Here is a 24,327-nt window from a genome sequence, read left to right as displayed (position 1 = left end):
AAGGTCACAGGGCGCTGCGCGGCCGTTACCATGGCTGGCAATGAATACCCTCACGCTTGCCACCTCCCTGCACGGTCCGCTGCGGCTTCATCACAGTCCGCACCTGGTGGGCCCCGAGCACCTGCCCGCCGTGGTTGCCGCACAGATCGCCAATGTACCGCGCGGGCGCCTGCTCGCGTGGTCCGCACCGGAGATCGGAAGCACGGGGTTCAGCCAGGACGGCCGCAGCCTGGTGCTGACAGGCCCGGTGCTGAGCGCCGGCATCGGCAGCATGAAGCGGGCCAAGGGCAGCGGGTTCGTCACCCTGTACGTGCGTACGGACGAAGCCAGGATGATCGATGTTCTGGGTAGCGATACCTTCCAGCAGGCTGCGCTGGACGGATTGCTGGCCCAGCGGGACGCGCTGGGCGAGCTGTTGGGGTGTGCGCTGAGCGTGGAAGATTGGGGGTTTGATTGTTGAGAGGGAGCAGCCACCCATGGGGTGGCTCTACCCGGTTTTCTACTTATTTCGCCTTGCCCTGGTTGGCCACGGCTTCGGCGGCCTTGCGGGCGGCTTCCGGGTCGCCCAGGTAGCGGAACGACTTCACGGTCAGATCGTCGTTCAATTCAAACAGCAGCGGGATGCCGGTCGGGATGTTCAGCTCGAGGATTTCCTCGCGCGAGACGTTGTTGAGGTACTTGTACAGCGCGCGCAGCGAGTTGCCGTGGGCGGTGACCAGCACGGTCTTGCCGTCCTTCAGCTGCGGCGCGATGGCGTCGTGCCAGTACGGCAGCACGCGGTCGAGCGTGGTGGCCAGCGATTCGGTGCCCGGCAGTGCGTTGCGGTCCAGGCCGGCGTAACGACGGTCGTGGATCGGGTGGCCCGGATCTTCCAGGTCCATCGGCGGCGGCGGGATGTCGTAGGAACGACGCCACACCTTGACCTGGTCCTCGCCGTGCTTGGCAGCGGTCTCGGCCTTGTCCAGGCCCTGCAGGCCGCCGTAATGGCGTTCATTGAGGCGCCAGGACTTGTTGACCGGCAGCCAGTCCTGGCCCAGTTCGGCCAGCGCACCCTGCAGGGTGTGGATGGCGCGCTTGAGCACCGAGGTGTGGGCGACGTCGAACTGCAGGCCTTCTTCGCGCATCAGGCGGCCGGCGTTGGTTGCCTCGCTGCGGCCCTGGTCGGTCAGATCGACATCCACCCAGCCGGTGAAGCGGTTATCCAGGTTCCACTGGCTCTGGCCGTGGCGCAACAGTACGAGTTTACGGGTCACTGCAGGATCTCCAACGCGAGGGTGGGCAGGCGGCCATTGTAGCTGCTGCCGCGCGCTCCGGACCCGCGGTAGGCCGTTGGTCGACTGCCGCGCACTCCGGATCTGCGGTGGACCGCTGGTCGACTGCCGCGCGCTCCGGACCTGCGGTGGACCGCTGGTAGAGTCGACCGTTGGTCGACTGTCGCGCGATCTGAATCAGGAGCCGTCGACCAACGGTCGACGCTACCCGGTCGCCTCGGCGGTTACCGGTGCACGTGACCGTGATGGCCCTGGGCATCATGGTCATGGTCATGGTCATGCTTCGCCGGTTGCCCGCAGGCTTCCCCGCAATGGTCGGCCTCGATCTGCAGGGTCACGTGGTCAATGCCGAATTCGTCGTGCAGGCGGCCACTCAGCTCGCGGCGCAGTGCATCGGCGTCGGTGCCGTCGCGCATCACTACGTGCGCCGTCAGCGCCGGCGTGCTGGAAGCCAGTGCCCACACATGCAGATCGTGCACATCCAGCACGGCGGCGTGCGCACCCAGTCCGGCGCGCACCTTGGCCACGTCGGTGCCCTTGGGCACGCCTTCCAGCAGCACATTGATCGCTTCGCGCATCAGCACCCAGGTGCGCGGCAGCACCCACAGGCCGATCAGCACGGCCAGGATCGGGTCGATCGGCTTCCAGCCGGTCCAGCGGATCAGCAGTGCGCCCACGATCACCGCCACCGACCCCAGCATGTCGGCCCACACTTCCAGGTAGGCACCTTTCACGTTGAGGCTTTCGCCGCTGCCGGCCTGCAGCAGCCGCATCGATATGAGGTTGATGGCCAGGCCGATCGCCGCGATCACCAGCATGCCGGTGGACGCGATCTCCTGCGGCTGGCGGAAGCGCGCGATGGCCTCCCACAGAATGTAGCCGGCCACCACGAACAGCATCGCGCCGTTGATCATCGCGCCAAGCGCCTCAAGCCGCGCATAGCCATACGTGCGCCGCGCATCCGGTGGGCGGCGGCTCAAGCGCACCGCAACCAGCGCGATCATCAGTGCAAGGGTGTCGGTGGCCATGTGCGCGGCATCGGACAGCAGCGCCAGGCTGTTGGTCCAGAACGCGCCCACCACTTCCACCACCAGAAACGTGGTGGTCAGCCCCAGCGCCCACCACAACGGCTTCTCGTGGCGGATTTCCGATGGCAGGTGGTCGTGGTCGTGGCCCATGGCAAAGCTCCTGTGCAAGGCGGTCAGGCTACGCGCACGGGCCGCGGGAGACTATTACGGTGTTTATAACATTGCAACGGCAGCCCCCAGGCCACGCCCCGCCGTCGTTTTGCCCGTCACGCCACGCCCCTTATGATGGCCGGCAGCCCCGCAACCGCGGGGCGTGGCCGCAGGATGTCGCGGCCCACGAATGGACTTTCCAGCACAAGGAACCGGCAACATGTGGAATAAAAGGACGCTGCCCATCACCTTCGCCGTGGCCTGCGCACTGGGCGCAGCCGCCAGCGCGACCGCCGCCACCTGCGAGCAGAACTTCAAGTCGGTTGGCGATCCGCGCAACGGCCAGACCTTCCTTACCGAGGTCACCCTTCCCGGCCTGAAGCCTGCCAGTGGCCTGGGCCAGCTGCGCAAGCTGGCGCTGGATGAGGGCAACAACTTCGTCAGCGGTGATGTCTTCACCGAAACCGAAGGCCAGATGTATGTCATGCAGACCAATCTGAAGGTGCCGCTGGTGACGGCGGTGTCCGTCAGCAACAAGGGCACCGTGCTGATCGGCACCAAACTGGCCCGCGGCCAGACGGTCAAGGACGAGGATGCCCGCAGCGCGTTCTGCGGCTGGCTGAACCAGCTCAAGACCGGCAAGGAAGGCGAGGCCATCGCCGAGGCCGTGCGCATTTCCAGCGGCTTTGACAAGCCCACCCAGGCCACCGCAGTGGGCATGTCCACCGTGCTGGGCAAGGAATCGAAGAAACTGCAGCGCAACATCAATACGATGCCGCTGAAGAACCTGTTCTCCGACGGTCCGCTGCCGGACAACGATTCGCTGTACCGGCCCATGTTCGTGAAGTATTTCGGGCGCCGCTTCGTGATTGATGGGCAGGTCTACACCGCCCAGGAAAGCCGGATGAACAAGACCTTCGAGGTCGGCTATCTGGTCACCAAGATGAAGGGCCTCGGTGGCATCGGCGGGCGCCAGGACAGCGACTTCAACAACAGCAACTTCACCGTGCACTGCGCACTGGCCAACGATCAGCGCGCACTGGGTGCCACCCTGCGCCTGGAAGACTGGGTAAAGCTGGAAGGCGTGGTCGACAACATCGACACCGGCGGCATCCACCTGCGCGATTGCCGCCAGGTGAAGTAAGCAACCACGGCGTCAGCGGCGCTCTCGACAGAGCGCCCACCACAACAGCGCCAGCACCGCGATGCCGGCCCCCAGCAGGCACACCGCGTTCCAACCGTGGCGTGCCTGCATCCAGGTGCCGGTCGCTGCGCCGGCGCCACTGCCCACCGCGTAGAACAGCATGTACAGCGCCACCAGCCGTCCATGCTGTTCGACCGGGGCACGCAGCAGCAGCGCCTGGTTGGCGACGTGCAGGGCCTGCCCGCCCAGGTCCAGCAGCACCACGCCCAGCAACAGCAGCGCCAGTGAGCGCGGCAGCCCCAGCAGCGGCCACCAGGCCGTCAGCATCAGCAGCAGCGCGGCAAGGCTGACGCGCACGGCAAAACCGCGATCCATCCAATGGCCCACCCGGGCCGCCAGCAGCGCGCCGGCAATGCCGGCCAGCCCCAGCGCCCCGATCGCCGCGGTGGACCAGTGCAGCGGGGGCGCCGACAACGGCAGGGGCGCCGCCGCCCAGAACACGTTGAGCCCCGCGAACAGCAGCAGCGCCAGCGGCGCACGTGCCCGCAGCATGCGGTCATCGCGCAGCAACGTGGCCATCGACGCCAGCAGCGTCCGCCACGACGGCACCACCGCGGGCGCCGGCAGGGCCGGCAGCCGCCGCCACAACAACAGCGCCAGCACCGCCATCAGCACCGCCGACAGCAGGTACACCGCGCGCCAGCCGGCCATCGCCGCCACGCTGCCCGACAGCGCGCGCGCCGACAGCAGGCCGATGAACACCCCACCCTGCACCGTGCCGACCATGCGGCCGCGCTGCGCCGCCGGCGCCAGCGTGGCTGTGTAGGCGATCAATCCCTGGGTGAGCGCCGTCCCCAGCATGCCGGCCAGCACCATCCCAGCCAGCAGCCAGGCCACAGCGCGTGCGCTCGCCAGCAGCAGCAGGGCCGCCAGCAGCGCCAGCAGCTGCACCCGCAGCAGGCGCCGCCGGTCGCCTCGGTCGGCCAACGGCAACAGGCCAAGCAGGGCCAGCACGCTGCCGGCCTGGGTGGCGGCCAGCACCGTGCCTGCCACCGCAGCATCCAGCGCGAAGGCCCCGGCCAGGCGCTCCAGCAGCGGCTGCGCGTAGTAGACATTGGCAACGCTGGCGCCCGCCGCGATGGCCAGCAGAATCAGCAAGGGACGGGGTACGGACGCGCTCATGAATGCAGTTGCAATTTGAAACCAGATGCACAGTAACGCCAGTGGTTTTAAACTGCAACCAGATGCCCCGCCTGGACCCTGCCATGACTGCCGACAGCCCCTGCCCCGTCGCCCGCAGCGTCGATCTGCTGGGTGACCGCTGGTCCCTGCTGGTCATCCGTGATGCGTTCGATGGCATCACCCGCTTCGGCGACTTCCAGCGCAGCCTTGGCGCGGCCCGCAACATCCTCAGCGATCGCCTGCGGCGGCTGGTCGAGGCGGGCCTGCTGGCCCAGCAGCCGGCGGCCGATGGCAGCGCCTACCAGGACTACGTGCTGACCGCAGCCGGGCGCGATCTGTTCCCGCTGCTGGTGGCCCTGCGCCAATGGGGCGAACGCCATTGTTTCGCTCCCGGCGAGGCGCATTCCACGCTGGTCGAGCGCGGCAACGGCCGCACCCTGCCCTACATGCAGCCACTGGACCCGGCAGGCCACGCCATCGCGCCCGCGCAGACGGTGGTCCGCAAGCTCTGACGAAGAGGGGACGGAGGGGATCAAGTCGCTTGTGCACAAGCGACTTGATCCCCTCCGTCCCCTTTTCTCGTGGGCGCCTCCCCCGAATGGGGGACTCGACAGCGCCACCGGTGTCAAATAGCATTCGCTCGCAATTGCATTCGATTCCTATTGACATCGGCGATGGCCGCTCCCTCCTCTTCTACTGCCGCCGGCACCCCGGCCGCCAAGCGCGTGCCGCGCGGTAACGGCCATGCCCTGTTGTGGGCACGTGGCCTGCTCGGCCTGCTCGGCGGCTACGCCGTGGCCGCGTGCTGGGCCGCCGCGCTGGCGCGCCTGCTGCCCGGTGCCAAAGCCGACGCCACCCTGGTGGCTACGATGTCCGCCTTCGTGGTGTATGTGCTGGCCGCCATCTGGGCGTACGCCGCACGCAGCACCCTGCGCGCCACGCTGGGCCTGGTGATTGCCGGCGGTCTGGGCGCCTTGCTGGCCTGGCTGCTGCGCGGGGGCGCCGCATGAGCAATCTCGGGGGCATCCGCCAATCGCAATCGGTGCTGCACACCTGGTCCGGCCTGGTGGTCGGCTGGGTCCTTTTCCTCATCTTCATCGCCGGTACCGCCGCGTACTGGAAGGAAGAACTGACCCGCTGGATGCAGCCGGAAATCGGCCTGCCTGCCGACAGCGCTGCCGCGGTCACCCAGGCGCAGGCCTTCCTCGCCCGCACCGCACCCGATGCACAGCGCTGGAGCATCGAACTTCCCGATGCGCGCAGCAGCGCCACGGCCGTCAGCTGGCAGCCACAGGGCGAGAAGGAACGCCGCCGCGGCCAGCGCAATCCGAACCAGGCGACGCTGGATGCAGACGGCAACCCGGTACAGGTGCGCGAGACGCGGGGCGGCAACTTCTTCTACCGCCTGCACTTCGATCTGCATTACGTGCCTGTACTGTGGGCGCGCTGGTTCATCAGTGCGTGTTCGATGCTGATGCTGATCGCGCTCATCAGCGGGGTCATCACCCACAAGAAGATCTTCACCGACTTCTTCACCTTCCGCCGTGGCAAGGGCCAGCGCAGCTGGCTGGACGGTCACAACGCGCTGGCCGTGCTGTCGCTGCCGTTCCATCTGATGATCACCTACACCGGCCTGATCACCCTGATGACGCTGTACATGCCGTGGGCGGTGGATGCCAATTACCCCGGCGGCCGCGATGCCTTCTTCGCCGAACTGTTCCCACGCGCGGAAAAAGCCGAGGCCAGCGGCGTGGCCGCCACGCCGCCTGCGCTGGCGGGCATACTGCGCCGCGCCGAGCTGCAATGGGGCGGCGGCCATGCGGCATCGCTGCAGATCGAACATCCTGGCGATGCGGCGATGCGCATCAGTGTGCGCCGCCAACAGGGTGACCAGATTGCCGGTAGCGCCGATGCGCTCAGCTTCGATGCCCACGGCAATCTGCTGGATGCCGCCGCGCCGCGCTCGGCCGCGGTCATCACCCGCGACGGCATGATCGGCCTGCACGCGGCACGCTTCGCACCCACCACCATGCGCTGGCTGTTCTTCCTTTCCGGTGTGGCCGGTACGCTGATGGTGGCCACCGGGCTGGTGCTGTGGACCGTGAAGCGGCGCGCACAGCTGCCCGATCCGGAGCGCCCGCACCTGGGCTTCCGCATCGTCGAGCGGCTCAACATCGGCTTCGTCACCGGCCTGCCCGTGGCCATGCTCGCCTTCCTGTGGGGCAACCGGCTGCTGCCGCTGGACGTGGCCAACCGCAGCGATGCCGAAGTGAAGGTGTTCTTCTACGCCTGGGCTGCCTGCGTGGTGCATGCAATGCTGCGCACGCCGCGCCGCGGCTGGGTCGAGCAGCTGGCGCTGGCCGGCGTGCTGGCACTGGGCCTGCCGCTCTACAACCTGGTGTCCTGGCACGGTGGCGCGATATCCGCACTTGCTGCCGGCGATGGCGCCAAGGCCGGCATCGATATCGGCCTGCTGCTGATCGGCGCTGGCCTGCTGTGGGCTGCGCGCAAGGTGCATCGCTTCGTGCCGGCACAGCGCCGGGTACGCCCCGCGCGCACCGCCTCTGTGGCGGAGGCCGGCACATGAGCGTGCTCGCCCTGCTGCTGGCTGCCACCGCCTTCGCCTGCCTGGCCATGGCGATGGAACGCCACCACCGCGATGTCGCCGGCCACGCGCCCCCCGCGCCGCGCAGGCGCCTGCTGCAGGTCCTGGGCGTGGTCGGCCTGGCCGCCAGCCTGCTGGCCAGCATCGCGGCATGGGGCGCGGCACAAGGTTTCGTTGGTTGGTGCGGCGTGCTCGCCGCCGGTGCCGGGGCGATGGTGCTCTGGCTCAGTTTCCGCAGCCCGGCCAAGCCGGCGCCACGCCCGTCTTCCCGTTCCTGATACAGAAACAGAGGTTTCCACCATGTACATGACATCCTCTGGCGCACTGCGCCGGAATGCCTTGGCTTTGTCGATCGCCTGCGCCGCCGCGCCGGCCTTCGCCCAGGACAGCGCGCCGACCGCCACCGAACTGGACCGGGTGATGGTGACCCAGCGCACCGAGGGCTACCAGGTCTATGGCACCAACACCGCCACCAAGCTGCCGCTGACCCTGCGCGAAACTCCGCAGTCGCTCACCGTGTTCACCCGCCAGCGCATCGAGGATTTCAACCTCATCACCATTTCCGAGGTGCTGCAGCAGACCCCGGGCGTGACCATCCAGTCCTATGACAGCAACCGCACGCTGTTCAACGCACGCGGCTTTGCCATCAACAACTTCATGTTCGATGGCATCCCCACCAACTACACCACCGGTGCGGGCGGCAACTCCATCCTCAGCGACACCTCCATCTACGAGCGCATCGAAGTGGTGCGCGGCGCCAGCGGCCTGGTCACCGGCTCGGGCAACCCCTCGGCCACGGTGAACATGGTGCGCAAGCGCCCGACCGAAACCTTCCAGGCCAGCACCAGCCTCAGCGCCGGTTCGTGGGATTACAAGCGCGCCGAAGTGGATGTATCCGGCCCGCTCAGCAAGGGCGGCCGCGTGCGTGGGCGCTTCGTCGGCGCTTACACCGACAAGGAAAGCTGGGTGCGCTTCCAGCACGACAAGTCGCCCAGCCTGTACGGCGTGATCGAAGCCGACCTGACCGACAGCACCCGTCTGCGCGCCGGTATCGATTACCTGAAGACCGGCTCCGATGGTGGCGCCTGGAGCGCCTCGCCGCTGTACTTCCGCGATGGCACGCGCGCGCACATGCCGCGTTCCTACAGCGCTGCCGCACGCTGGAACGAATGGAACCGCGAGAGCACCAACTACTTCGCCACCCTGGAACAGCAGTTCGGTGCCGGCTGGAGCGGCCGCCTGGCCTACAACCACCGCGCCACCGACACTGACTCGCTGCTGCTGGCCGGTTCCAACACCGGCAACTGGGCCGATGCGACCACCGGCCTGGGCCTGCGCATTGCCGATACCTATTCGGTGTCCGAAACCCGCGAGGATGCGTTCGACCTGTACGCCTCCGGCCCGTTCCAGCTGTTCGGCCGTTCGCATGAACTGGTGGTGGGCATCAACCACTACGACCGCGACCTGGACACCATCCGCGCCGGCATCACCTCGCGCCCGTACAACGTGGCCGCCTTCCCCAGCATCTTCAGCTGGGATGGCAACATCGGCAAGCCGACCACCTACAACTACGGCATTCCGTCCAGCACGGTCAACACCACCGAGACCGGCTACTACGCCGCGGTGCGCCTGAACCCGATCGATCCGCTGAAGATCATCGCGGGCGCACGCTACTCCGACTACCGCACCACCACCGACAACTACAACACCGACGGGGTGTTCACCAGCCGCAGCGCGCGCACCACCGCGCACGAGCTGACCCCCTACGTGGGCGTGCTGTATGACCTGAGCAGCAGCATTACCGCCTTCGCCAGCTACTCGGACGTGTTCCAGGCCACCGCGCGCCGTGACATCAACAACCAGCTGCTCGACCCGACCACCGGCGGCAACTACGAGTACGGCCTGAAGAGTGAATTCTTCGGCGGCCGCCTCTACGCCTCGTTGAACGGCTTCTACATGAAGCAGGACAACGTGGCCGAACTGGACCCCAACGGCGGCGAGATCAAGCTGCCCGATGGCAGCTCGCCCTACATCGCCAGCCAGGGCATCACCACCCAGGGCGGTGAGTTCGAGGTGTCCGGCTCGATCACCGACCACTGGAGCATGACCGGCGGCTACACCTACAGCTACAGCAGCAACCCCGATGGCAGCCGCTTCGCCAGCACCAGCCCCATGCACCTGGCGCGCTTCAACACCACTTACAGCCACGGCCCGTGGACGGTCGGCGGTGGGTTCAGCGTGCAGAGCGAGATCTACCAGATGCAGCCCATCCCCACCGGCCGCTTCAACGCCAACGGGACCCCGGTCACCGCCACCGGCAAGATGAGCCAGGGCGGGTATGTGCTGTTCGACCTGATGGGACGCTACGGCATCAACGACAACCTGAGCGTGGGCGTGACGGTCACCAACCTGTTCGACAAGGTCTATTACCGCAACGTCGGCTTCTTCAACTCGGGCTACTGGGGCGAACCGCGCCGCGTGCTGTTCAACCTGCGCGCGAAGTTCTGATGTCACCGCGCGGGGTCGGCCACCCGATTCCGCACAGTGACCCCCACCTTCGGCGCATGCTGCCAGGGTAGGCAACGGCGTAGCATCACGGGCGGGCCTGCGGGCCCGCCTTTTCGTTGCCCGTCGAGGAACCGCCCATGCTGCGCCGCCCCCTGCTCCGATCTGCCCTGCTGCTGCCGCTGGCCCTGCTGCTGGCTGCTCCCCCGCTGCAGGCACGCGACGTGGCCGCACCGGCCGAGCACGTGGACGCCGACGGTCCCTACATCTTCCGTGTGGGCGACCGGCTGCGCGCCACGTGGATCTGCGGCGACCAGGTGCAGAGGCGCACCCTGCCTGCCGATGCCAGCGGCACGGAATTCACCCCGCAGTGCGGCTACGGCCACAGCGTGCACGTGCTGCCGCCGGCCGCGCCGTCGGTGTCGGTGCTGCCGGCCACGCCGCGCATCGTCGCGCTGTCCGACATCCACGGCCAGTACGACCTGCTGGTGCGGCTGCTGCGCGCCAACAAGGTGATCGACGCACAGGACCAGTGGGCGCTGGGCAAGGACACCCTGGTGATTGCCGGCGATGTGTTCGACCGTGGCCCACAGGTAACCGAGGCCTTCTGGCTGCTGTACGGGCTGCAGCAGCAGGCCGCGGCGGCCGGCGGCGCGGTGCACTTCGTGCTGGGCAACCACGAAACCATGGTGCTGTACGACGACCTGCGCTACGTCAATGCCAAGTACCTGCGCAGCGCGCAGTTGATCGGCCGCAGCTACCCGCAGTTGTACGCGGCCGATTCGGTCATCGGCCAGTGGCTGCGCACCCGTCCGGTGCTGCTGAAGATCGGTGACACCCTGTTCCTGCATGGTGGCATTTCACCCGACGCGGTGCAGATGGCACTGGACCCGGCCGCCACCAATGCCGCCTACCAGGCCTCGCTGGGCACCCCCAAGGCCGAGGTGAAGGCGAACCCGGCCACCGCGCCGCTGTACGACGGCAAGACCAGCCCGATCTGGTATCGCGGCTACTTCGACGGGCAGCTGGACAGCGACGGCGTACAGGCGGTGCTGGATCAACTGCACCTCAAGCGCATCGTCGTCGGCCACACCTCGATGCCGCACGTGAGCACGTTCCACGGCGGGCGCGTGATCGCCATCGACAGCAGCATCAAGAAAGGCGAGAACGGCGAACTGCTGTTCATCGAGAACGGCAGGCTGAGCCGCGGCCTGCTGGACGGCACCCGCGTGCCACTGGCCGAAGGCGAACCCGGCCTGGAAGACCGGTAAAGTCGAGCGTGCTCGACTGCCCTTGGTAGAGTCGAGCTTGCTCGACTCTACGAAGAGCGCAATCGAGCAGGCTCGACGCAACCCACCCGGAACCCACTCATGCCCCAGACCGTCATTCCGCAGCTGCGCATGCTGCGCGCCGACACCACCCTGCCCTTCTACGTGCAGGGCCTGGGGTTCTCCATCGACTGGGAACATCGCTTCGGCCCGGGCATGCCGCTGTTCGCCCAGCTCACCCGCGACGGCCAGACCCTGTTCCTCAGCGAACATGCCGGCGACTGTCAGCCCGGCGGCGCGGTGTACTTCAAGGTGGATGACGTGGACGCGCTGTTCCGCGCGTTGAGCGCCGCCGGCGTGCCCATCCCGCAGCCGCCGCACGACACCGAATGGGGCACCCGCGAAATGCTGCTGGTGGACCCGGACGACAACCGCCTGCGCTTTGCCACCCATCGCGACTGAACGGCGCGGGCTTGAGCTGTATATATGAAACATATACGCTTCATATATTCACTATCGAGAACCCGCCATGGGCATCGTCAACATCGATGACACCCTGCACGACCAGCTGCGTCGTGCCTGCACCGTCTCCAGCCGCTCGATCAACGCCCAGGCCAACTTCTGGATCCGCGTGGGCATGCTGTGCGAACTGAATCCCACGCTGAGCTTCCAGGACATCGTGGCCAGCGAACTGCGCGCGGCCGGCGTGCAGCCGCCGCTGCTGGCACCAGGGCAGGCCTGAGCCCATGGCCATCATCAAGCGTCCCGACGAGATCGCCCTCATGGCCGAGTCCGGGCGCCTGCTCGCTCAGGTGTTCGCCGCACTCGACGCGCTGCCGCTGGAAGGCCGCAGCACCATGGATATCAATGACTTCGTCGAACGCATGATCGTCGATGAACTGCACGCACGGCCGGCCAGCAAGGGCCAGTACGGTTTTCCCTTCGTGCTCAACGCGTCCATCGACAATGTCATCTGCCACGGCGTGCCCAGCCACGAGGACGTGCTGCGCAGCGGGCAGATCGTCAACCTCGACATCACTCTGGAAAAGAACGGCTACATCGCCGATTCCAGCACCACCTACCTGGTGGGCGAGGTCGACTACCCCGCGCGCAAGCTGGTCAAAGTGGCCTACCAGGCACTCTGGAAGGGCATTGCCGAAGTGCGTCCGGGCGCGCGCCTGGGCGACATCGGCCATGCCATCGCGCGGCACGCGCGCAGCCACGGCTACAGCGTGGTGAAAGAGTACTGCGGCCACGGCATCGGCCAGGAAATGCACGAGGACCCGCAGATCCTCCATTACGGCCACGCCGGCACCGGCATGGAGCTGCAGGAAGGCATGGTGTTCACCATCGAACCCATGCTCAACCAGGGCAAGCCGGCCATCCGCCAGCTGCCCGACGAATGGCCGGTGTACACCCGCGACGGCAAGCTCTCGGCGCAGTTTGAACACACCGTGGCAGTCACCGCACAGGGCGTGCGCGTGCTGACCCTGCGCCCGGACGAAACGCCGCTGTGCGCGGTGGACGCAGCCTAGTGCAGCGGCTGCATCGCGTGGGCCGGGGCGCGCTTGGCCACCCGCGGCTCGCGCACCCGCTGCGCCACGTAGCCCACGCTGGCCGCAAGGATGAAGGTGTAACCCAGCAGCTCGGTGGTTTCCTCGATGGCGTTCTTGAACACGCGGATGTACTGATCGCCAAGCAGCCCTGACCACAGCGAGGTCATGCCGATCAAGCGCGAATAGACCAGCAGCAGCACCAGGCCGATGGTCATCACCGTGCCGGCACGCGATGCCAGGAACCGCACCAGCCCCTGCAGGGTGCCACGCCAGTCACGGCTGGCCCACGCCAGCGAACCGGCCACCAGCGCTGCCACCGGATACTTCCAGAACCCGTGCGCGATGAGGTCCAGCGCTTCGTCCATTTCCCGCAGGAACATGCACGCAAACAGCGCCGCGGCCAGCACCGCAAAGCGGCGATCATCCGCACGGCGCACGGCCAACCGCACGAACGCGGCGACGCTCGCGGCAAGGAAGCCTTCCTGGGTCAGCTCGACCAGCGACCACTCACCGACCGCATCGCCCAGCCAGTGGATGTCCAGCCAGGCCAGTGCCGGCGCGATGGCCATCATCAGGCCGAACAGGAACGTGCGCCCCACGTGGGCAAGAAGAATCTGAAGATTGTCTTTCATGAAACACCGATGCCGCCCCGTGGGCGGACGTACTGCGAAAACGAAGGCGACCCGGGGGCTGCCGGATGACGGCATGCGCGGCGGGGTCGCAGCGGGGCGGCATTATCGGTGCTGTGGCAGCGGCCGGGAACCGCATCAGTGGAACAAAGACACGACATGCGCGGCACGCATGCAGGACGACGCTCAGGGCGCCAACGGACGCAGCACCAGCAGCAGCGCCAGGCTGGCCATGAACAGCGCAATGCCCGCATCCAGCACACGCCAGGCGTTCGGGTTGCGGAACAGCGGCTGCAGAGCCCGCGCGCCATAGCCCAGCGCGCAGAACCACGCCACGCTGGCCACACAGGCCCCGGCCGCGAACACCCAGCGCAGGTCGCCGGGGTAGCGCGTGGACAGGCTGCCCAGCAGCACCACCGTATCCAGGTACACGTGCGGGTTGAGCAACGTGAAGGCCAGGCAGGCCAGCAGCACCTGGCGCCGGTTGCCACCTTCGCTGCCGGCCGCTGCCAACGCGCTGCCACCGCGCCACGCGCGCAACCCCGCCTGCAGGCCGTAGCAGGCCAGGAAGGCCGCGCCGCCGAAGCGCAGCACCTGCAGCAGCAGCGGCCACTGCAGCACCAGCGCGCCCATGCCGCCGGCCCCGGCCAGTATCAGCGTGATGTCCGCGCCCATGCAGGCCAGCACCACCGTGCCCACGTAGCGCCGCTGCAACCCCTGCCGCAGCACGAAGGCATTCTGCGCGCCGATGGCGATGATCAGGCCAGCGCCTGCGAACAGGCCGGACAGGGCCGCAGTGATCCACATGAGTCGTGCCGCTGTGTGCAGAGAGGACGCGCAGGGTGCGGTGTGCCACCGGTTAAGGCCAGCTGGTTTTTCTTTATCCTGTGCAGAAAAACTGAAGAGGCCCGACATGGACCTGATACATCCGCAACTGGCCGCATTCGCCGCGGTGCTGGAAGAAGGCAGTTTCGAGGCCGCCGCACGCCGGCTGGCGATCAGCCCCTCGGCGCTGTCGCAGCGGATCAAGGCGTTGGAGGACCGCCTGGGCCAGGTGCTGGTGGTGCGCCAGGCACCGTGCCACCCCACGGCAGCCGGCGAGATCCTGCTGCGCAGCGTGCGTCCGATGCAGGTGCTGCAGAGCGAAGCACTGGCCGAACTGCTGCCCGAGCGTGGCAATGATGCCACCCGCACGCCCATTCCCCTGGCGGTCAACGATGATTCGCTGGATACCTGGTTCGTCGCCGCCATCGCCGACCTGCACCAGCGCCATGGCTACCTGTTCGACCTGCGCATGGATGACCAGGACCACACCCTGGAACTGCTGCGCGATGGCAGTGTGCTGGGCGCGGTGACCGCCGAAGGACGTGCGCTGAAGGGCTGCAACGTGCACCCGCTGGGCGCGATGCGCTACCACGCCATCGCCTCGCCGGCCTTCGCACGCCGCTACTTCCGCAACGGCATGCAGGCCGACGCGCTGGCCGTGGCACCGATGATCGTGTTCAACCGCAAGGACGAACTGCAGGCGCGCTTCGTGCGCCGATTGACCCGCGCACGGCTGCAGCCGCCGATGCACTACCTGCCCTCCTCCACCGGCTTCGTCGAAGCTGCCGCGCGTGGGCTGGGCTGGTGCCTGGCGCCGGAAACCCTCATCGCACCCGCACTGGCCGCCAACCAAGTGGTGATCGTGGAGCCGCGCCGCTGGCTGGACGTACCGCTCTACTGGCAGCACGCGGCCGTGCGTTCGCACACGCTGCAGCAGATCACCCAGGCGTTGCGCAGCGCTGCGGCGGGCTCACTGCGCTGACCCGTCCACCCTGCCCCACCTACAACGGCTTCACGGCACATCCACTAGTTTTTGCCGGACCCTTTACGGATGACGGCCCCGACGTGCACCTGCATCGTCCCCTCCCACGATGGCACCGGACAGGCTGTTCGCTGCTGTTCTGCACCGCGCTGCTGTCGGCGCCCAGCTTTGCCCAGGCACCTCCCGGTAGCGTGGTCGCGCCTGCACTGCAGTGGGAACAGGCGCGGCAGCGGCTGGAACAGGTTTCCGACGCACTGGCCGCAGCCGATGCCAGCGTGCGCAACAAGGAAGAACTGCAGGAAGCCACGCGCTTGCTGCGCCTGCCCGAGATAACCGGCGAAGTGCGGCGCCTGCAGTTCCAGAAAACGCTCACCCTGCCCCTGGGCTCGCTGGCGCCGGTGGCCGAGGCCTACGGCATCGATTCGCCGCTCACCTTTACCGAACGCGATTGGCGCACCCGCCCGGTGGTGACCGCCGTGCTGCCGCTGTACACCGGCGGCGTCATTCCTGCGGCACAGCGCGCGGCCAGCGCCGCCAGTGAACAGGCCAGCGCCGAACGCGAAGCGCAGCGCCAGTCACTCACCGTGCAACTGGCCCAGGCCTATTTCGGGCAGCGCCTGGCCGAACAGGCCGTGGAGGTGCGCCGTGACGTGCGCGATGGCCTCAACCGCCATCTGTCCGATGCGGAAAAGCTGGAACGCGAGGGCTTTGCCACCCGCGCCCAGCGCCTGCAGGTCACCGTGGCCCGCGACAAGGCCGAACGGGAGTACCAGAAGACCGTCAGCGACCTGGCCACCCTGAAGGCCGCCCTGGCCACCCTGCTGCGCAGCGGCGGCGACGTCCAGCCGCTCTCGCCGCTGTTCGTGCAGCGCGCACCGCTGGAACCGGTCGCCAGCTTCCAGCGCACCGCGCAGGCGCGGCAGCCGCAGATCCGGCGCCTGCAGGCGATGGTCGCCCAGGCCGAACAGGGCGTGCGCGTGCAGCAGGCCAAACTGAAACCACAGATCTTCGCTTTCGGTCAATACGATTTCCGCCGCCGCGACGAAATGCTGACCGACCCGGACTGGGCCTTCGGCATCGGCCTGAAGTACACGTTCCTTTCGCCCAGCTCCCGGCCGGCGCAGATCAGCGCAGCACGCGCACAGCAGGAACAGGCCGAAGCCGGCCTGCGCGAAGCCGAAAACCAGGTGGCGCTGGGCGTGCAGAAGGCATGGAACGAACTGGAGAGCGCGCGCCAGCAGTTCGTACTGCTGGACAGCAGCATTGCGCAGGCACAGGAAAACCTGCGCCTGCAGGAACTGGCCTTCCGCGAAGGCCAGGCCACCTCGCTGGATGTGATCGATGCGCGGCTGGGCGTGGGCGGCGCCCGCGTCGAGCGCGCACAGGCGGCTTACCAGTACGACATCGCGCTGGCGCAGTTGTTGGAGATCAGTGGACAGATGGACCGTTTCGAGGATTATCGGCACCGTGCGGACGAGGTGATCGACCATGAGTGATGTATTGCACGACGAATCCACCACCCCGCCGGGCAAGCGCCGCATCGGCGTGATCCTGCTGGTGGTGCTGCTGCTTGTGGTGATACTGGGCCTGTGGCTGGCCTGGCGTCGCCCGGCCGACCAGCTGCAGGGCATGGCGGATGCCGATACGCTCAACGTTGCCGCCAAGATCACCGCGCGCGTGGCCGAACTGAAGGTGCGCGAAGGCGACCGCGTGCAGGCCGGGCAGATCGTGTTCCTGCTCGACAGCCCGGAAGTGGCCGCCAAGGAACAGCAGGCACAGGGCGCCCTGGCTGCCGCAAAGGCGCTGGCCGACAAAGCCGACGCAGGCGCACGCAGCGAGGACATCCGCGCCGCCGAGGCCAACTGGAAGCGTGCCGAGGCCGGTGCCGGCCTGGCCGAGGCCACCGCCCGCCGCGTGCAGAACCTGTTCAACGAAGGGGTGATGACCCGGCAGAAGCGCGACGAAGCCCAGGCCCAGGCCAGCAGTTCACGCGAACTGGCACGCGCCGCGCGCGCCCAGTACGACATGGCGTTGGCCGGTGCCCGCGAACAGGACAAGCGTGCTGCGCAGGGGCAGGTGCAGCAGGCCCAGGGGGCCGTGGCCGAGGTCGACGCCGCGCGCGCCGAAGTAGAGGGCCGCGCGCCGGTGGCCGGCGAGATCAACAAGCGCATGGCCGACCCCGGCGAACTGGTGCCGGCCGGCTACCCGGTGTTCACCCTGGTCGATATCGACCGCATGTGGGTGTCGGTGAACCTGCGCGAATCGCAGATGCAGGGCCTGCAGGTGGGCAGCACCTTGCGCGGGAACATCCCGGCGCTCGACCAGGACGCCGAATTCAAGGTGTATTTCATCAACCCCGCGGGCGACTACGCCACCTGGCGCACCACCCGCCAGTCCTCCGGCTACGACGTCCGCAGCTTCGAGGTGCGGGTGCGCCCGGTACGCCGCATCGAGGGCTTCCGCCCCGGCATGAGCGTGCTGTTCGCATGGCCCCAGCACTGACCACGGGCAACGGCGGCTTCGCTGCCTCCTGGCGGCGTGAACTGCGCACGCTGCGTGGCAACCGTGCCGATCTGCTGCTGGTCACCGTGCTGCCGCTGCTGATGCTGGTGCTGATGGCCTGGATGTTGAGCCCCTCGGTCATGCGCGATGTGCCCATTGCCGTGGTCGACCTGGACCACAGCAGCGACAGCCGCCTGCTGCTGCGCATGCTCGATGCCAGCCCCGGCGTGCGCGTGGCCAGCCAGCCGGTGGATCTCGACGCCGCCCGCGCGCAGCTGCGGCAGCTGGAGGTGTATGCCATCGTGCTGGTACCGCGCGACCTCACCCGGCAGGCGCTGCGCGGCCAGCAAGGCACGGTGTTCGCCTATTACAACGCCACCTACATGACCACCGGCCAATCCGCCGCGCGCGACATCGCCGATGCGGTGGCCGCCTGGAACGCACGCCTGCTGCGCGAGCGCATCGCGCTGCAGGTCGGCCCCGGCAAACTGCGGGCCGCCCCCATCGCCGTGCAGTCCGACATCCTCTACAACCCCGCGCGCAGCTATGAGCTGTTCCTGCTGCCGCTGATCTTCCCGGCCGTGCTGTCGCTGGTGCTGGCGCTTGCCGTGGCAGGCAGCCTGGGCCGCGAAATCCGCGATGGCACCCTGCCCGGCTGGCTGGGCCATACGCCGTGGGCGGCGATGGCCGGCAAGATCGCGCCCTACGTCCTGCTGTTTTCGCTGTACGGCGCCCTCGGCGTGGCCTACCTGGCCTGGCTGCGCGGCGACGGCATTGCCGGCAGCGTCGGCCTGCTGCTGCTCGCCCAGCCGCTGTTCTACCTGGCCACGGCCACCTATGCGCTGTTCTTCGTCGGCGTCACCCGTGACATGGGCACGGCGCTGTCCGCGGTCGGCCTCAGCATCGGTACCGCGCTGGCCTTTTCCAGCGCCACCTTCCCGGTCATCGATGCACCGTTGTTCACCCGCGTCTGGCATCTGCTGCTGCCGCTCAGCGCGTACATCAAGCTGCAGACCCAGCAGCAGTTCGTCGGCGCGCCGCTGGCGGTGTCACTGTGGCCACTGGGCACGCTGCTGCTGATGATCGTCGTTGCCGGTGGCCTGGGCGGCTGGCGCCTGCTCGCCTTCGCCCGCAGCCCACAGGCAGCACAGTCGGCGGCCAGCACATGAGCGCGGTCTGGGCCAGCCTGCGGCAGACGCTGCTGGCGGTACTGCTGGACCGCTACGCCATCGTGGTGATGGTGGGCGCGGTCATCCTGTACTCGTTCTTCTACCCGGCTGCCTATCGGCACCAGGTGGCAGGTAACCTGCCGGTGCTGGTGGTGGACGAAGACCACAGTGCCACCAGCCGCGAACTGCTGCGCACGCTCGATGCCCTGCGCGTGGCCCATGTGGTCGGCCAACCCACCGATATCGACAGCGCGCGCCGACAGCTGGAAGCCGGCCAGGCCGAAGGCATCGTGCTGATTCCGGCCCATCTGGAACGCGACATCCTGCGTGGGCATCCGGCAAAGCTCGTGCTGCTCGGCAATGGCGCCTATCTCGGCCGCGCCAGCTGGGTGCTGGGCAGCGTGGCCGATGCACTGGGCGCGCTCGCGCGCTCGGCAGCGGTCACCCAGGCCGCCTTCATGGGCGTGCCACAGGCACCGCCGGTCACCCTGGTGCAGCGCCCGCTGTACAACACCCAGGAAGGCTACGGCAGCGCCATCGTGCCTGGCGTGGCCGAACTGATCGTGCACCAGACCCTGCTGATGGGCATCGGCGTACTGCTCGGCGGGCGCCGCCTGCTGCTGGGGCGGCGGCTGCGTTTCGATCTTCCCACGCTGCTCGGCATGGCCCTGGGCTTCGGCCTCATTGGTCTGTTCGGGCTGTTCTACTACGCCGGGTTCACCGCCTGGGTGCAGGACTATCCGCGCGGCGGCAATCCGCTCGGCCAGCTGTTCGGCGGTGCGCTGTTCATCGCCGCCACCGTAGCGTTCGGCCTGTTCGTCGGCAGCTTCTTCCGCACGCGCGAGCGCGCCTTCCAATACATCATCGCCACGTCCATCCCGCTGTTCTTCCTGGCCAACCTGTCATGGCCTTCGATGATGACGCCGCAGCCGCTGGTCTGGCTGTCGCAGCTGCTGCCCACCACCTCGGGCATCAACGTGATGGTGCGCCTGACCCAGATGGATGCGCGCCTGGCCGACGTCAGCCACGAACTGGTCACTCTCGGCGTGCTGCTGGTGCTCTACGGCACGCTCGCCGTCTGGCGCCTGCACGGCTCCCCGGTCAGGGATCGGGCGCGTACCAGAATGGGATGAAGTATTCGCGGCGTCGGCTGGCGCCGCGCTCCGGGCCGTCGCCGTTCCACAGCAGGTGCAGATCATGCCGGCCCGGCGACAGCCCGGCCATCGGCAGGTAGCCGGCCAGCCCACGCATGTCGAGGTCACGTCGTTCCATCGGCACGAAGGTGCGCACGTCCACCGGCTTGCCGTCCAACTGCACGACCCAGAGCTGGGCCAGGCAGTCCACCGCTGCCGTGGCGGCCACCGCACCGCTGGCCTCGTTGCGTCCCTGCGGCAACTGCGGGCAGCGCGTGCGCGCCACCTCGTTGTCGCGCTGCGGGCGGTGCGGAATGAACAGCCGCAGCTGCGAACCGCTGACGACGTCCGAGGGAATCATCGGGAAGATCAGCAGCTGGTCGTGGGCAGAGCGCATCGATTCGTAGTGCGCGCTCAGCATGCCGTGGTCAACCGCGTCCTCGGTGACGATCTGGTAGCGGTTGAACAGCGAGAAGCTCACCGAATCCGCCACCTGCAGGCCGCCCAGCATCATCGCGACCATGATCGCCCCCATGTAGGCCAGCATGAAGAAGCGCGAGCGCAGGTTGCTCTGCATCGTCAGCTGCATGGTCTGGATCAGGCGCATCAGCGGCACCCGCTGCAGGGTGGCCAGCACCCATTGCAGCACGCGTTGCTGTCGTTCAGTCGACCGACCGCGCGCCTGCCGGCGTGCGATGGATTTCTCCAACAGTGCCGGCAACACGCCCACCACCAGCAGGCCCGCCAGCACCACGCAGACGAAGACCACCGCTGCGGTTTCCGAACCGCCGAACGCCGCACCGACCAGCATGGCCACGCCGAGAATGATGATCGCCATCACCAGCGTGCCGGCCAGGGTCTGCACGCACATCAACGTGGTGGAAAACAGCATGGTGGCCAACCGGTCGGCACGCTGGATGCTGCCGTCCAGCCCGCTGTCGCGCGCGCGCATGAAGGCCCGTGTCACCGGTCCCATCTTCGGCAGGTGGTCCCAGTCGATGCCCTTGGGGAAGTGCGATTTCAGGCCGACCAGGCCGATCCAGTAGCCGCGCACGGTGAGGTGCGCGATCAGCGCCACGGCCAGCACATAGCACATGCCCACGCTGATGCTGAAGGCGAACCACAGCACCTGGAAGTAGAGCCCCTCGGTATGCAGGCTGCTGCGCGCCCAGGCGTCGAACAGATAGCCCGGCACCGCCAGCAGCGCAAAGGCCAACAGACCGGAAATGAACAGTTCCAGCTCATCCGTGCGCTCGCGCAGCCGGCCAAAGCGCGTGCCCGCCTCCTGCGCCGCTTCAGTTTCACGCACGGCCATCGCAGCTTCGGCAGGAGGTGATTCGTTCACTGGGCATTCATCCGTGGAGTTTGGCGCAGTATAGGGGCCACGGCGCCCCTGGCGATACGCCCGCCCACAACGACAAACGCCGGCCCTGGGGGCCGGCGTTCGAGGTACCGCATCGTGGAAGGGAGCGGGTATCGGGTAGTGCGGTGGCCTAGCGGTAGACGCGCTCGCAGCGGCGCTCGACCACGCGGTCACCGGTCTTGCTCTGGTGGTTGCCCTGGATCTGGCGGCCCGCCGCGCCACCGGCTACGGCACCGGCCACGGTGGCAATCTTCTTGCCGTTGCCGCCGCCTACCTGGTTGCCCAGCAGGCCACCTACCACCGCACCGGTTGCCGTACCGGCAATGCGGTTCGGGTCACGCGAGTTGCGCTGCACTTCCACGTTCTTGCAGACCACGCGGCTGCCATCGTTGAACTTGCGGCCTTCATCGCGCGGGCCATAACTCTGTGCGCCCGCCACCGACGAAGCCGCCAACAGGCTGCCCAGCAGCAGTACGCGAAGGGAAGTATTCATGGCGATCTCCTGTGTTCCGGGTATGGGCCCAGTCTCCCGCTGGCCACGGCAACCGAAGGTGAAATACAGGTCACTGCCGCCTGAACGTGCATGCGCGGTTCAGCGTTGCGAGGCGTGCGTGTGCACCGCGCATGCCCTGCATTAGAGTGAACGCATGAGCCTGCATCTCCAGATCGAAGGACACGCCATCACCGGCATCGACAGCCTGTATGCCGAGATCAACCGTGTATTCATGGCTGGCGAAGACTGGCAGCTCGGGCCAAGCCTGGATGCGCTGGACGACCTGCTGTACGGCGGCTACGGCGCGCTGGCCGGGCACACCACCGCCACCGTGGTCTGGCGCGATATGGACCACAGCCGCACGGCGCTGGGCGTGGACGCCACCCGCGCGTGGCTGCAGGCAAAGCTGCAGCAGCCCGGCACATTCAACACCGATGCGATCGGTCAGCAGCTTGAGGCACTGCAGCGAGGCGAAGGCCAGACCTACTTCGAGATCGTGATGGAAGTTTTCGCCGGCCACCCGAACATCACGCTGCGGCCGGAACAAGCGGATGCAGAGAGAGCTGGCAAAAGGTAGTGCCGGCCGCTGGCCGGCAACCCGCCGCGAGCCCACGGTAGTGCCGGCCGCTGGCCGGCAACCCACAATCCCCGGCAGCCCGCCAGCGCGTCGATCAACATGGAATCAGCCATGACGCGATCAGACGATTCACGTAGACACGCGATGTGCGTCCAATCGCATTTGAAACTGAAATTTCCTGCGAGTCGTGTAATCCATTGCGCCACCGCCGTGCAGCGCAATGGTCAGCATGCAGCCACGCAACAGGCGTCAATACCTACAGTCGCTTAGGGCTTCAGCTTATTGGCATGCCGCATTCGTGCGAGTACACCTTGGCATGCCAGCTGACACGCGATGGCACGGGCATCGGAAGCCCATATCCGGCGCAAGCCTCATTTGGCGTCGGCTGACAGCACGTTCGCGTTGTTCAATGGCGGACGTTGCGTGGGGGGCTTCGGTCCCGCCGGTTTGGGTGTTGTCCGGTTTTCGAGCCACGCATCGTCCGCCACCTTTCCGTTGGTAATCCGTTCGCGCTCCATGGCGGGCGGTGCGTGGGGGTCCCTTGACCCGCCGGCTTGATCGTTCACCGGTTTTCGAGACACGCACCGTCCGCCACCTTCATCGGTGGCTCTGTCGTTTCCCTGCACGGAGCACTGCCATGAGCGCAACGAAACTCCCCGGTTTGAAGATCCAGCACGATCCGGCCAACACGGATCACGATGATGAGCACACGCCTGATTCCAATGGGTTTGTCGCCACACTGAAGCGCATCAGCGCGGGTGCGGCCTCCAATGGGCAACCGTGGCCGGAGCACAACCTCCGTCCCGGCCGCCGCCTGCAGTTGGCCGATGCCGATTGCGCGATCATCGGCCTACGTACCGTGGCGGAGATGGCGTTGGCCTGCGAGCGCTCGCGGCAGAATGGCGCACCGCACGAGTACCTCGGCGAGCGGCATATGGAAGGCTTGTTGCAGGCCGTGTTGTCGCTGACGCTGATGGCGGGCGAGCGGGTGCAAGGGCAGCCGTAAGCCCTGCATTCCAACGCGGGCGTTCGGCCCGCTACAGCATCTCGGTCCAGCAAGGATATTGGGTATGAGCAGCGCACCGCTTTACCGGTACGCCCGCGTGGCGATGGTGGCCGTGTTGGCCGCCACCGCCTGCACGCGGGCGCCATTCAAGGGCAAGGATGAAGACATCGGCCCCATATTGAAGGGCCACACCCGCCCTCGCACGGTGGAAGGCCGCACGTACACAGTGGAGCCGGTGGAAGCCAGTGTAGGCCCCTACCGGTTCGCGTTCCCGGCCAATCTCTACTACAACCAGATTGCCCCGTTTGCCGATGGCGCGGTGGTGCTTACGGTGATGTGGCCGGACTTCGACGCGCCGCCACCGGGTGATTACCCGTTCCGCACGCCGGAGGACGGCTACCGGCAGGTGTCGGTTGAGTTCCGGTATGTGGGGCAGGCGCGAACTGCGGAGTATCTGGCGCAGCACATTGGAAGCGGTTCGGCACAGAGCCTGGCGGAACGCGTGGCGCTGGCACCGCGCCAGGGCCTGACGCAATACGCGGTTGACCGGTCGCGCGTGGCCGCCGAGATGCGCCAGGTAGAGCCCGATTGGTATGTGGCCCGCGCTGGCGATGGACAGTTGAGGACGTTCATCAGCTGCGACCCTTCCGAGTACCTGCCGGATGGGCTGCTGATGGAGCGGCGGGTGCTGGTGCGGTCAAACGGAGACCGTGTGGCGATGTGCCGCCATTCCTGGGTGGATGTGGAGCGAGGGATTGCCGTGGAGATGCACTACGCGCGCGTGATGCGGGTGGATTGGCAGCGGTTGGAGAAGGCGGTGCGTGGGGTGATGGGCCGTTACCAGATGGAGCGGTGAGCGGGCTCTGCCCTTCCCTTGCATGAGCCCTGCAGGAATCACACTCCGTCAAACTGCCACTGGCGCGAAGGCCCGACCGTCGA

General features: G+C 67.4%; 26 protein-coding genes. 19 read left to right on the top strand and 7 right to left on the bottom strand.

Translation table 11 applies throughout. The annotated features are described in order from the left end of the window. Nucleotides 1-40 precede the first annotated feature (40 nt). Complete coding sequence (locus tag C1924_RS06175) at nucleotides 41-460, top strand: hypothetical protein (RefSeq protein ID WP_108764501.1); 420 nt, start codon at nucleotides 41-43, stop codon at nucleotides 458-460. A 43-nt stretch (nucleotides 461-503) separates the two neighbouring features. Here C1924_RS06175 and gpmA read toward each other — a convergent pair whose 3' ends face one another. Further along, nucleotides 504-1,253 (bottom strand): 2,3-diphosphoglycerate-dependent phosphoglycerate mutase, encoded by a 750-nt coding sequence (gene gpmA, locus C1924_RS06170; protein ID WP_108764500.1) that lies wholly within the window; start codon nucleotides 1,251-1,253, stop codon nucleotides 504-506. Nucleotides 1,254-1,495: 242 nt separating this feature from the next. Next, nucleotides 1,496-2,449: a cation diffusion facilitator family transporter gene (locus tag C1924_RS06165; protein ID WP_108764499.1), complete on the bottom strand. Its 954-nt coding sequence runs from the start codon at nucleotides 2,447-2,449 to the stop codon at nucleotides 1,496-1,498. Nucleotides 2,450-2,669: 220 nt separating this feature from the next. On the opposite strand from C1924_RS06165, the gene C1924_RS06160 reads away from it, so the two are divergent. Beyond that, entirely contained in the window at nucleotides 2,670-3,593 is a 924-nt protein-coding gene (locus C1924_RS06160) for a hypothetical protein (RefSeq protein ID WP_108764498.1), read from the top strand. Between the two features lie 12 nt (nucleotides 3,594-3,605). Here C1924_RS06160 and C1924_RS06155 read toward each other — a convergent pair whose 3' ends face one another. Next, nucleotides 3,606-4,775 (bottom strand): MFS transporter, encoded by a 1,170-nt coding sequence (locus tag C1924_RS06155; protein ID WP_108764497.1) that lies wholly within the window; start codon nucleotides 4,773-4,775, stop codon nucleotides 3,606-3,608. 83 nt (nucleotides 4,776-4,858) lie between these two features. On the opposite strand from C1924_RS06155, the gene C1924_RS06150 reads away from it, so the two are divergent. From C1924_RS06150 to map, 9 genes are all read left to right on the top strand, one after another. Next, a complete protein-coding gene (locus C1924_RS06150) occupies nucleotides 4,859-5,287 on the top strand; it encodes a helix-turn-helix domain-containing protein (protein ID WP_108764496.1) in 429 nt (142 codons plus the stop codon). Between the two features lie 162 nt (nucleotides 5,288-5,449). Next, the gene (locus tag C1924_RS06145) at nucleotides 5,450-5,785 is read left to right on the top strand and encodes a hypothetical protein (RefSeq protein ID WP_216821579.1); all 336 of its coding nucleotides are present in this window, start codon (nucleotides 5,450-5,452) and stop codon (nucleotides 5,783-5,785) included. Next, nucleotides 5,782-7,362: a PepSY-associated TM helix domain-containing protein gene (locus tag C1924_RS06140; RefSeq protein ID WP_108764495.1), complete on the top strand. Its 1,581-nt coding sequence runs from the start codon at nucleotides 5,782-5,784 to the stop codon at nucleotides 7,360-7,362. The genes C1924_RS06145 and C1924_RS06140 overlap by 4 nt, the downstream gene beginning before the upstream one ends. Then, the gene (locus C1924_RS06135; RefSeq protein WP_108764494.1) at nucleotides 7,359-7,658 is read left to right on the top strand and encodes a DUF3325 domain-containing protein; all 300 of its coding nucleotides are present in this window, start codon (nucleotides 7,359-7,361) and stop codon (nucleotides 7,656-7,658) included. The genes C1924_RS06140 and C1924_RS06135 overlap by 4 nt, the downstream gene beginning before the upstream one ends. A gap of 61 nt (nucleotides 7,659-7,719) precedes the next feature. Next, complete coding sequence (locus C1924_RS06130; protein ID WP_254051219.1) at nucleotides 7,720-9,888, top strand: TonB-dependent siderophore receptor; 2,169 nt, start codon at nucleotides 7,720-7,722, stop codon at nucleotides 9,886-9,888. 137 nt (nucleotides 9,889-10,025) lie between these two features. Continuing rightward, nucleotides 10,026-11,156: a metallophosphoesterase gene (locus C1924_RS06125; protein ID WP_108764492.1), complete on the top strand. Its 1,131-nt coding sequence runs from the start codon at nucleotides 10,026-10,028 to the stop codon at nucleotides 11,154-11,156. Nucleotides 11,157-11,255: 99 nt separating this feature from the next. Next, nucleotides 11,256-11,615, top strand: coding sequence for a VOC family protein (locus tag C1924_RS06120; protein WP_108764491.1), 360 nt, complete (start codon nucleotides 11,256-11,258; stop codon nucleotides 11,613-11,615). Nucleotides 11,616-11,682: 67 nt separating this feature from the next. Further along, complete coding sequence (locus tag C1924_RS06115) at nucleotides 11,683-11,895, top strand: ParD-like family protein (protein WP_043396626.1); 213 nt, start codon at nucleotides 11,683-11,685, stop codon at nucleotides 11,893-11,895. A 10-nt stretch (nucleotides 11,896-11,905) separates the two neighbouring features. Further along, the gene (gene map / locus C1924_RS06110) at nucleotides 11,906-12,688 is read left to right on the top strand and encodes a type I methionyl aminopeptidase (RefSeq protein WP_174208986.1); all 783 of its coding nucleotides are present in this window, start codon (nucleotides 11,906-11,908) and stop codon (nucleotides 12,686-12,688) included. Here the strand turns inward: map and C1924_RS06105 are convergent. Beyond that, the gene (locus C1924_RS06105; protein ID WP_108764489.1) at nucleotides 12,685-13,341 is read right to left on the bottom strand and encodes a hypothetical protein; all 657 of its coding nucleotides are present in this window, start codon (nucleotides 13,339-13,341) and stop codon (nucleotides 12,685-12,687) included. The two genes, map and C1924_RS06105, sit on opposite strands and share 4 nt — an antisense overlap. A gap of 183 nt (nucleotides 13,342-13,524) precedes the next feature. Further along, a complete protein-coding gene (locus C1924_RS06100) occupies nucleotides 13,525-14,145 on the bottom strand; it encodes a LysE/ArgO family amino acid transporter (RefSeq protein WP_108764488.1) in 621 nt (206 codons plus the stop codon). A gap of 106 nt (nucleotides 14,146-14,251) precedes the next feature. On the opposite strand from C1924_RS06100, the gene C1924_RS06095 reads away from it, so the two are divergent. The 5 genes from C1924_RS06095 (at nucleotide 14,252) to C1924_RS06075 (ending at nucleotide 19,949) form a co-directional block, all read left to right on the top strand. Beyond that, nucleotides 14,252-15,145, top strand: coding sequence for a LysR family transcriptional regulator ArgP (locus tag C1924_RS06095; RefSeq protein WP_108764487.1), 894 nt, complete (start codon nucleotides 14,252-14,254; stop codon nucleotides 15,143-15,145). 149 nt (nucleotides 15,146-15,294) lie between these two features. Then, nucleotides 15,295-16,641, top strand: a complete 1,347-nt coding sequence (locus C1924_RS06090) for a TolC family protein (RefSeq protein ID WP_254051262.1) — start codon at nucleotides 15,295-15,297, stop codon at nucleotides 16,639-16,641. Beyond that, the gene (locus C1924_RS06085) at nucleotides 16,634-17,647 is read left to right on the top strand and encodes an efflux RND transporter periplasmic adaptor subunit (protein ID WP_108764485.1); all 1,014 of its coding nucleotides are present in this window, start codon (nucleotides 16,634-16,636) and stop codon (nucleotides 17,645-17,647) included. The genes C1924_RS06090 and C1924_RS06085 overlap by 8 nt, the downstream gene beginning before the upstream one ends. Beyond that, the gene (locus tag C1924_RS06080) at nucleotides 17,632-18,816 is read left to right on the top strand and encodes an ABC transporter permease (protein WP_108764484.1); all 1,185 of its coding nucleotides are present in this window, start codon (nucleotides 17,632-17,634) and stop codon (nucleotides 18,814-18,816) included. Before C1924_RS06085 ends, C1924_RS06080 begins: the two co-directional genes overlap by 16 nt. Beyond that, a complete protein-coding gene (locus C1924_RS06075; protein ID WP_108764483.1) occupies nucleotides 18,813-19,949 on the top strand; it encodes an ABC transporter permease in 1,137 nt (378 codons plus the stop codon). The genes C1924_RS06080 and C1924_RS06075 overlap by 4 nt, the downstream gene beginning before the upstream one ends. Here the strand turns inward: C1924_RS06075 and C1924_RS06070 are convergent. Continuing rightward, complete coding sequence (locus C1924_RS06070) at nucleotides 19,918-21,294, bottom strand: hypothetical protein (RefSeq protein ID WP_108764482.1); 1,377 nt, start codon at nucleotides 21,292-21,294, stop codon at nucleotides 19,918-19,920. The two genes, C1924_RS06075 and C1924_RS06070, sit on opposite strands and share 32 nt — an antisense overlap. A 148-nt stretch (nucleotides 21,295-21,442) precedes the next feature. Further along, the gene (locus tag C1924_RS06065; protein ID WP_108764481.1) at nucleotides 21,443-21,805 is read right to left on the bottom strand and encodes a glycine zipper 2TM domain-containing protein; all 363 of its coding nucleotides are present in this window, start codon (nucleotides 21,803-21,805) and stop codon (nucleotides 21,443-21,445) included. Between the two features lie 154 nt (nucleotides 21,806-21,959). Between C1924_RS06065 and C1924_RS06060 the strand changes: the two genes are divergently transcribed. From C1924_RS06060 to C1924_RS06050, 3 genes are all read left to right on the top strand, one after another. Continuing rightward, complete coding sequence (locus C1924_RS06060) at nucleotides 21,960-22,382, top strand: barstar family protein (protein ID WP_108764480.1); 423 nt, start codon at nucleotides 21,960-21,962, stop codon at nucleotides 22,380-22,382. A gap of 637 nt (nucleotides 22,383-23,019) precedes the next feature. Beyond that, on the top strand, nucleotides 23,020-23,388 hold the full coding sequence (locus C1924_RS06055) for a hypothetical protein (protein WP_108764479.1): 369 nt from the start codon (nucleotides 23,020-23,022) through the stop codon (nucleotides 23,386-23,388). A 64-nt stretch (nucleotides 23,389-23,452) separates the two neighbouring features. Then, nucleotides 23,453-24,244 carry a hypothetical protein gene (locus C1924_RS06050; RefSeq protein WP_108764478.1) on the top strand — a complete coding sequence of 264 codons (792 nt, stop codon included), beginning with the start codon at nucleotides 23,453-23,455 and terminating at the stop codon, nucleotides 24,242-24,244. Nucleotides 24,245-24,327: the final 83 nt, after the last annotated feature.

Source organism: Stenotrophomonas sp. ESTM1D_MKCIP4_1 (genome assembly GCF_003086895.1).
Taxonomy (GTDB): domain Bacteria; phylum Pseudomonadota; class Gammaproteobacteria; order Xanthomonadales; family Xanthomonadaceae; genus Stenotrophomonas.
Note: the sequence above shows the minus strand (reverse complement) of the source record. Positions and strands in the feature narration are given on the sequence as shown.

Bases quoted from the DNA above. Each gene is read 5' to 3' on its own strand.
- C1924_RS06120 (WP_108764491.1), top strand. From the start codon at position 11,256: ATGCCCCAGACCGTCATTCCGCAGCTGCGCATGCTGCGCGCCGACACC.
- C1924_RS06055 (WP_108764479.1), top strand. From the start codon at position 23,020: ATGAGCGCAACGAAACTCCCCGGTTTGAAGATCCAGCACGATCCGGCC.
- C1924_RS06135 (WP_108764494.1), top strand. From the start codon at position 7,359: ATGAGCGTGCTCGCCCTGCTGCTGGCTGCCACCGCCTTCGCCTGCCTG.
- C1924_RS06085 (WP_108764485.1), top strand. From the start codon at position 16,634: ATGAGTGATGTATTGCACGACGAATCCACCACCCCGCCGGGCAAGCGC.
- C1924_RS06175 (WP_108764501.1), top strand. From the start codon at position 41: ATGAATACCCTCACGCTTGCCACCTCCCTGCACGGTCCGCTGCGGCTT.
- C1924_RS06065 (WP_108764481.1), bottom strand. From the start codon at position 21,805: ATGAATACTTCCCTTCGCGTACTGCTGCTGGGCAGCCTGTTGGCGGCT.
- C1924_RS06125 (WP_108764492.1), top strand. From the start codon at position 10,026: ATGCTGCGCCGCCCCCTGCTCCGATCTGCCCTGCTGCTGCCGCTGGCC.
- C1924_RS06075 (WP_108764483.1), top strand. From the start codon at position 18,813: ATGAGCGCGGTCTGGGCCAGCCTGCGGCAGACGCTGCTGGCGGTACTG.
- C1924_RS06080 (WP_108764484.1), top strand. From the start codon at position 17,632: ATGGCCCCAGCACTGACCACGGGCAACGGCGGCTTCGCTGCCTCCTGG.
- C1924_RS06155 (WP_108764497.1), bottom strand. From the start codon at position 4,775: ATGAGCGCGTCCGTACCCCGTCCCTTGCTGATTCTGCTGGCCATCGCG.
- C1924_RS06140 (WP_108764495.1), top strand. From the start codon at position 5,782: ATGAGCAATCTCGGGGGCATCCGCCAATCGCAATCGGTGCTGCACACC.
- C1924_RS06095 (WP_108764487.1), top strand. From the start codon at position 14,252: ATGGACCTGATACATCCGCAACTGGCCGCATTCGCCGCGGTGCTGGAA.
- C1924_RS06115 (WP_043396626.1), top strand. From the start codon at position 11,683: ATGGGCATCGTCAACATCGATGACACCCTGCACGACCAGCTGCGTCGT.
- C1924_RS06105 (WP_108764489.1), bottom strand. From the start codon at position 13,341: ATGAAAGACAATCTTCAGATTCTTCTTGCCCACGTGGGGCGCACGTTC.
- C1924_RS06165 (WP_108764499.1), bottom strand. From the start codon at position 2,449: ATGGGCCACGACCACGACCACCTGCCATCGGAAATCCGCCACGAGAAG.
- C1924_RS06150 (WP_108764496.1), top strand. From the start codon at position 4,859: ATGACTGCCGACAGCCCCTGCCCCGTCGCCCGCAGCGTCGATCTGCTG.
- C1924_RS06145 (WP_216821579.1), top strand. From the start codon at position 5,450: ATGGCCGCTCCCTCCTCTTCTACTGCCGCCGGCACCCCGGCCGCCAAG.
- C1924_RS06050 (WP_108764478.1), top strand. From the start codon at position 23,453: ATGAGCAGCGCACCGCTTTACCGGTACGCCCGCGTGGCGATGGTGGCC.
- C1924_RS06100 (WP_108764488.1), bottom strand. From the start codon at position 14,145: ATGTGGATCACTGCGGCCCTGTCCGGCCTGTTCGCAGGCGCTGGCCTG.
- C1924_RS06160 (WP_108764498.1), top strand. From the start codon at position 2,670: ATGTGGAATAAAAGGACGCTGCCCATCACCTTCGCCGTGGCCTGCGCA.
- C1924_RS06060 (WP_108764480.1), top strand. From the start codon at position 21,960: ATGAGCCTGCATCTCCAGATCGAAGGACACGCCATCACCGGCATCGAC.